Source organism: Streptomyces sp. SID5910 (assembly GCF_009862125.1).
In the GTDB taxonomy this organism is placed as follows: domain Bacteria; phylum Actinomycetota; class Actinomycetes; order Streptomycetales; family Streptomycetaceae; genus Streptomyces.
On the sequence record NZ_WWHX01000173.1, the window covers coordinates 1 to 4,849 of the forward strand.

General features: G+C 75.9%; 6 protein-coding genes. All 6 read right to left on the reverse strand.

Annotated features, from left to right (window positions below; translation table 11 throughout):
* A partial coding sequence (locus GTW67_RS06265; protein WP_161163796.1) for an FCD domain-containing protein occupies positions 1–647 on the reverse strand: 647 nt, incomplete at its 3' end.
* Complete coding sequence (locus tag GTW67_RS06270) at positions 644–1,645, reverse strand: proline racemase family protein (RefSeq protein WP_161163797.1); 1,002 nt, start codon at positions 1,643–1,645, stop codon at positions 644–646. The genes GTW67_RS06265 and GTW67_RS06270, both read right to left, overlap by 4 nt.
* A gap of 12 nt (positions 1,646–1,657) precedes the next feature.
* Positions 1,658–2,548, reverse strand: coding sequence for a dihydrodipicolinate synthase family protein (locus tag GTW67_RS06275; protein WP_161163798.1), 891 nt, complete (start codon positions 2,546–2,548; stop codon positions 1,658–1,660).
* Entirely contained in the window at positions 2,545–3,927 is a 1,383-nt protein-coding gene (locus GTW67_RS06280; protein ID WP_161163799.1) for an FAD/NAD(P)-dependent oxidoreductase, read from the reverse strand. The genes GTW67_RS06275 and GTW67_RS06280 overlap by 4 nt, the downstream gene beginning before the upstream one ends.
* A complete protein-coding gene (locus GTW67_RS06285; protein WP_346010571.1) occupies positions 3,917–4,237 on the reverse strand; it encodes a (2Fe-2S)-binding protein in 321 nt (106 codons plus the stop codon). The genes GTW67_RS06280 and GTW67_RS06285 overlap by 11 nt, the downstream gene beginning before the upstream one ends.
* On the reverse strand, positions 4,234–4,849 hold a 616-nt coding region (locus tag GTW67_RS06290; RefSeq protein WP_161163800.1), incomplete at its 5' end, for an NAD(P)/FAD-dependent oxidoreductase. The genes GTW67_RS06290 and GTW67_RS06285, both read right to left, overlap by 4 nt.

Genomic DNA, 4,849 nt, shown 5'->3' on the forward strand with positions numbered 1-4,849 from the left:
TGGTGCCGGGCCATCACGTCCCGCACCTCGTGCTCGTCGCGGGCGAGCAGCGCGTCGAGGATCTCCAGGTGCTCCCGGGCCGACGCCTCCAGGCGCCCCTGCTCCACCAGCGCCGTCAGTCCGTACAGCCGGGAGCGGCGGCGCAGGTCCCGTACGACCTCCACCAGGTGCCCGTTGCCGGCGAGGGCGAGCAGGCCGAGGTGGAAGCGCAGGTCGGCCTCGACGTACGCGATGAGGTCGCCGTCGACCGCGGCGGCGACGATCTCCTCGGCGACCGGGCGGAGTTCCTGGAGGGCGACCGGGTCGGCGGTGGCGGCCAGGGCGGCGGTGGTGGGGATCTCGATGAGCGAGCGGATGTGGGTGTACTCGTCGAGCTGCCGGTCGGAGACGGCGGTGACCCGGAACCCCTTGTTGGGGACGGTGTCGACCAGCCCCTCCTTGGCGAGGTCGAGCAGCGCCTCGCGGACCGGTGTGGCGGAGACGCCGAAGCGGGCGGCGAGGCCGGGTGCCGAGTACACCTCGCCGGGCCGCAGTTCGCCGGCGATCAGCGCGGCCCGCAGCGCGTCGGCGACCCGCTCCCGGTGGCTGGGTCTGCGGCCGCCCAGGTGGGGCAGGGACGGGCCGGTGCCCGTGCTGACGGTGTTCACAGGACGAAGCCTGCCGGGAAGGGGTCCTCCGGGTCCAGCAGGTACTGGGCGGTGCCGGTGATCCAGGCGCGGCCGGTGAAGCTGGGCAGGACGGCCGGCCGCCCGGCGACCTCGGTGGTGCCGAGCAGCCGGCCGGTGAAGCGGGTGCCGATGAAGGACTCGTTCACGAACTCGGTGTGCAGGGGGAGTTCGCCGCGGGCGTGCAGCTGGGCCATGCGGGCGCTGGTGCCGGTGCCGCAGGGCGAGCGGTCGAACCAGCCGGGGTGGATGACCATGGCGTGCCGGGAGTGGCGGGCGGTGGCGCCGGGCGCGGTGACCTGGACGTGGTGGCAGCCGTGGATGGAGGGGTCCTCGGGGTGGACGGGCTCCCCCTCCTTGTCGATGGCGTCCATCAGGGACAGGCCGGCGGCGAGGATGTCGTCCTTGCGGGAGCGGTCGAAGGGCAGCCCGAGCCGTTCCAGCGGCAGGATCGCGTAGAAGTTGCCGCCGTAGGCCAGGTCGTACGTGACCGTGCGGCCGTCGGGCAGGGACGCCTCACGGTCGAGGGCGACGGCGAAGGACGGCACGTTGCGCAGGGTCACCGCCTTGGCCGCGCCGTCCTGGACGGCCACTTCGGCGACGACGGGGCCGGCCGGGGTGTCGAGGCGGATGGTGGTGACGGGCTCGGTCACCTCGACCATGCCCGTCTCCACGAGGACGGTCGCCACGCCGATCGTGCCGTGGCCGCACATGGGGAGGTAGCCGGAGACCTCGATGTAGACGACGCCCCAGTCGCAGTCGGGCCGGGTGGGCGGCTGGAGGATCGCGCCGCTCATGGCGGCGTGCCCGCGCGGCTCGTTCATCAGCAGCCGTTTGACGTCGTCGCGGTGGTCGCGGAAGTACAGCCGCCGTTCGTTCATGGTGGCGCCGGGGATGGTGCCGATGCCGCCGGTGATCACACGGGTGGGCATGCCCTCGGTGTGCGAGTCGACGGCGTGCAGGACGAGTCTGCTGCGCATGTCCCCTCCTTCCTAGGCCAGTCCGGCCGCGAGGGCCTTCTCGGTGGCGGCGCGCACGGCGGCCTCCTGCTCGGGCAGCAGCGGTACGCGGGGCGGGCGGCAGGGGCCGCCGGGCCGGCCCGCGAGGTCCATGGAGAGCTTGATGGCCTGGACGAACTCGACGCGCGAGTCCCAGCGCAGCAGGGGGTGCAGCTGCCGGTACAGCCGCTCGGCGGTGGCCAGGTCGCCGGTCGTCGCGGCGCGGTACAGCTCGGTGCAGGAGGCGGGCAGGGCGTTGGGGTATCCGGCGATCCAGCCCTTGGCGCCGGCGATGGCCAGTTCCAACAGGACGTCGTCGGCGCCGATCAGCAGGTCGAGTTCGGGGGCGAGTTCGGCGATGCGGTAGGCGCGGCGGACGTCGCCGGAGAACTCCTTGACGGCCCGTACGTGTCCCTCGCCGTGCAGCCGGGCGAGGAGTTCGGGCACCAGGTCGACCTTGGTGTCGATGGGGTTGTTGTAGGCGACGACGGGCAGCCCGGCCCGGGCGACCTCGGCGTAGTGGGCGAGGACGGAACGCTCGTCGGCACGGTAGGCGTTGGGCGGCAGGAGCATGACCGCGCCGCAGCCGGCCTCCCGGGCCTGCTCGGCCCAGCGGCGGGCCTCGGCGGACCCGTAGGCGGCGACGCCCGGCATCACCCGCTGCCCGCCGATCGCGGCGACGGCGGTCTCGACGACCCGGGTCCGTTCCTCGGGGGTGAGCACCTGGTACTCGCCCAGCGATCCGTTGGGGACAACGCCGTCGCAGCCGTTCGCCACCAGCCAGGAGCAGTGCTCGGCGTAGGCGTCGTAGTCCACGCGGAGGTCGTCGGTCAGCGGGAGCGCGGTGGCGACGAGGACGCCGCGCCAGGGACGGTGGTCGGTCATGAGTGTCCTTCCTCCGGGGGTTTCGGCTGGGGCTGCGCGAGGACGCCGAGGGGTACGGGGCGGGCGAACGGCCGCCGGGACGGGGCGGGTCCGCATCCGGTGAGGCCGGCGACGGCGGGGCCGCACATCCGTCCCTGGCACCAGCCCATCCCGGCCCGGGTCAGCAGTTTCACGGTGCGTACGTCGCCCGCGCCGAGTCCGCCGACGGCCTCGCGGACGGCGCCGGCCGTGACCTCCTCGCAGCGGCAGACGACGGTGTCGTCGGTGACCTGGTCGGTCCAGTGCGCGGGCGGCGCGAACGCGGCGGCGAGTGCGTCGGCGGATGCCCGCAGCGCCTCGCGCGTCCGGGCGGCCGGCGCCCATCCCGCCGGGTCGGGTGCGGTGCCGCGCAGCCGGGCGGCGACCGAGCGTCCGGCGATGTGGCCCTCGGCGAGCGCGAGGGCGGCGCCGCCGACGCCGGTGGTCTCACCGGCCGCCCACACCCCGGGCACGCTGGTGCGCTGCTCGGTGTCGACGGCCACCGTCGTCCCGGCCGGCTCGCAGCCGAGGCCGTCGGCGAGGTCGGTGCCCGGGAGCATGCCGTGGCCGACGGCCAGGGTGTCGCAGGGCAGGTGCCGTTCGGTGCCGGGCCGGGTGCGGCCGCCGGCGTCGAGGGCGGCGACGGTGACGCCGGTCAGCCGGTCGTCGCCGTGCGCGCGGACGACGGTGTGCCCGGTGAGCGTGCGGACGCGGTGGCGCAGCAGCCGGGCGGCGTGTCCGGCGCCCTCGGGGAGTTTGCCGGCCAGGGCGCGGGCGTGGCGGGCGACGTGCCCCGGGGCGGCCGACTCGACGAGCGCCGCCACCCGTACGCCGGCCGCCGCGAGCCCGGTCGCCACGGGCAGCAGCAGTGGCCCGGTGCCGGCGACGACGGCCGTCCTGCCCGGCACCACGAGGGCGCCCTTGAGCATGGCCTGGGTGCCTCCGGCCGTGAGGACGCCGGGCAGGGTCCAGCCGGGGAAGGGCAGGACGTACTCGTATCCGCCGGTGGCGAGCAGGACGGCGTCGGCGTGCACGGCGACCGGCTCGTCCTCGCCGGGCCCGCGCAGCGCGTGCACGGTGAAGGCCCCGGACTCCCGCTCCACGAACCACACCTGATGGTCCGTCAGTACGCGTACGTCGCTCGCGGCGAGTCCGGCGCGCAGGCGTTCCCAGGTGCGCCACCCGTGGTGGAGGGCCCGGGGGCGCCGGGCGCCGAGTTCGCGGGCGGGCTGCCGGTAGAACTGCCCGCCCGGCTCCGCCGCCCCGTCCACCACCGTGACGTGGACGCCTCTCACGGACGCCGCCAGCGCCGCCGCGAGCCCGGCGGGACCCGCGCCGATCACCGCGAGTTCAGTCCTCATGCCCGGTCCCCTCCTGGGTGCGGATCACGTCGCCCGGCCGTGCGGGCACCAGGCAGGCCCGCTGGTTGGGGCGGCCGTTGACCGTGACCAGGCAGTCGAAGCACACGCCGATCCCGCAGAACACCCCGCGGGGGCGGCCGGCGCCGCGGGTGGTGCGCCAGGAGGTGATGCCGGCCGCCCACAGCACCGCGGCGACCGTGCGGCCGGGCAGCGCCTCGATCTCCCGGCCGTCGAAGGTGACCGTGCGGGCGGGGCGGGGCCGGGCGCGGACCAGGCGGAGCGGGTTCGGACGCCCTCGGCGGAAGATCACGCGGCCTCCTCGGCGAAGCGGTCGGGACGGAACGGGGTGAGGTCGAGGGCGGGCCGCTCGCCGCACAGGGCCTGGGCGATCAGGTGGCCGGTGCCGGTGGACAGGCCGATGCCCGCGCCCTCGTGCCCGCAGGCGTGCAGCAGACCGGGCACTCGCGGGTCGGGGCCGACGGCGGGCAGGTGGTCGGGCAGATACGGCCGGAAACCGGCGTACGTCCGCATGGCGCGCACCTCGGCGAGGAACGGGAACAGGCGGGTCGCGCCGGCCGCAAGGGCCCGCAGCGCGGGGAGCGACACCGACCGGTCGAAGCCGACCCGTTCCCGGCTGGCGCCGATGAGGACGGGGCCCGCGGCGGTGCCCTCCACCACCGGGGAGGTCTGGAGGTCCGCCGAGTCGCTGGCGACGTCGGCGACGTAGTCCGCGGCGTACACCTTGTGCCGCACCCGGCGCGGCAGCGGTTCGGTGACCAGGACGTAGCCCCGCCTGGGCAGGACGGGCAGCCGCACCCCGGCCAGGGCCGCCACCTCGCCGCCCCAGGGGCCGGCCGCGTTGACGACCGCCGGGGCGCGCAGGCCGCCCCGGTCGGTGCGGACCCCGCGCACGGCGCCGTCC

Excerpts from the sequence above, each read along its gene's own strand:
- GTW67_RS06270 (WP_161163797.1), bottom strand. The coding sequence starts at position 1,645 with ATGCGCAGCAGACTCGTCCTGCACGCCGTCGACTCGCACACCGAGGGC.
- GTW67_RS06275 (WP_161163798.1), bottom strand. The coding sequence starts at position 2,548 with ATGACCGACCACCGTCCCTGGCGCGGCGTCCTCGTCGCCACCGCGCTC.
- GTW67_RS06280 (WP_161163799.1), bottom strand. The coding sequence starts at position 3,927 with ATGAGGACTGAACTCGCGGTGATCGGCGCGGGTCCCGCCGGGCTCGCG.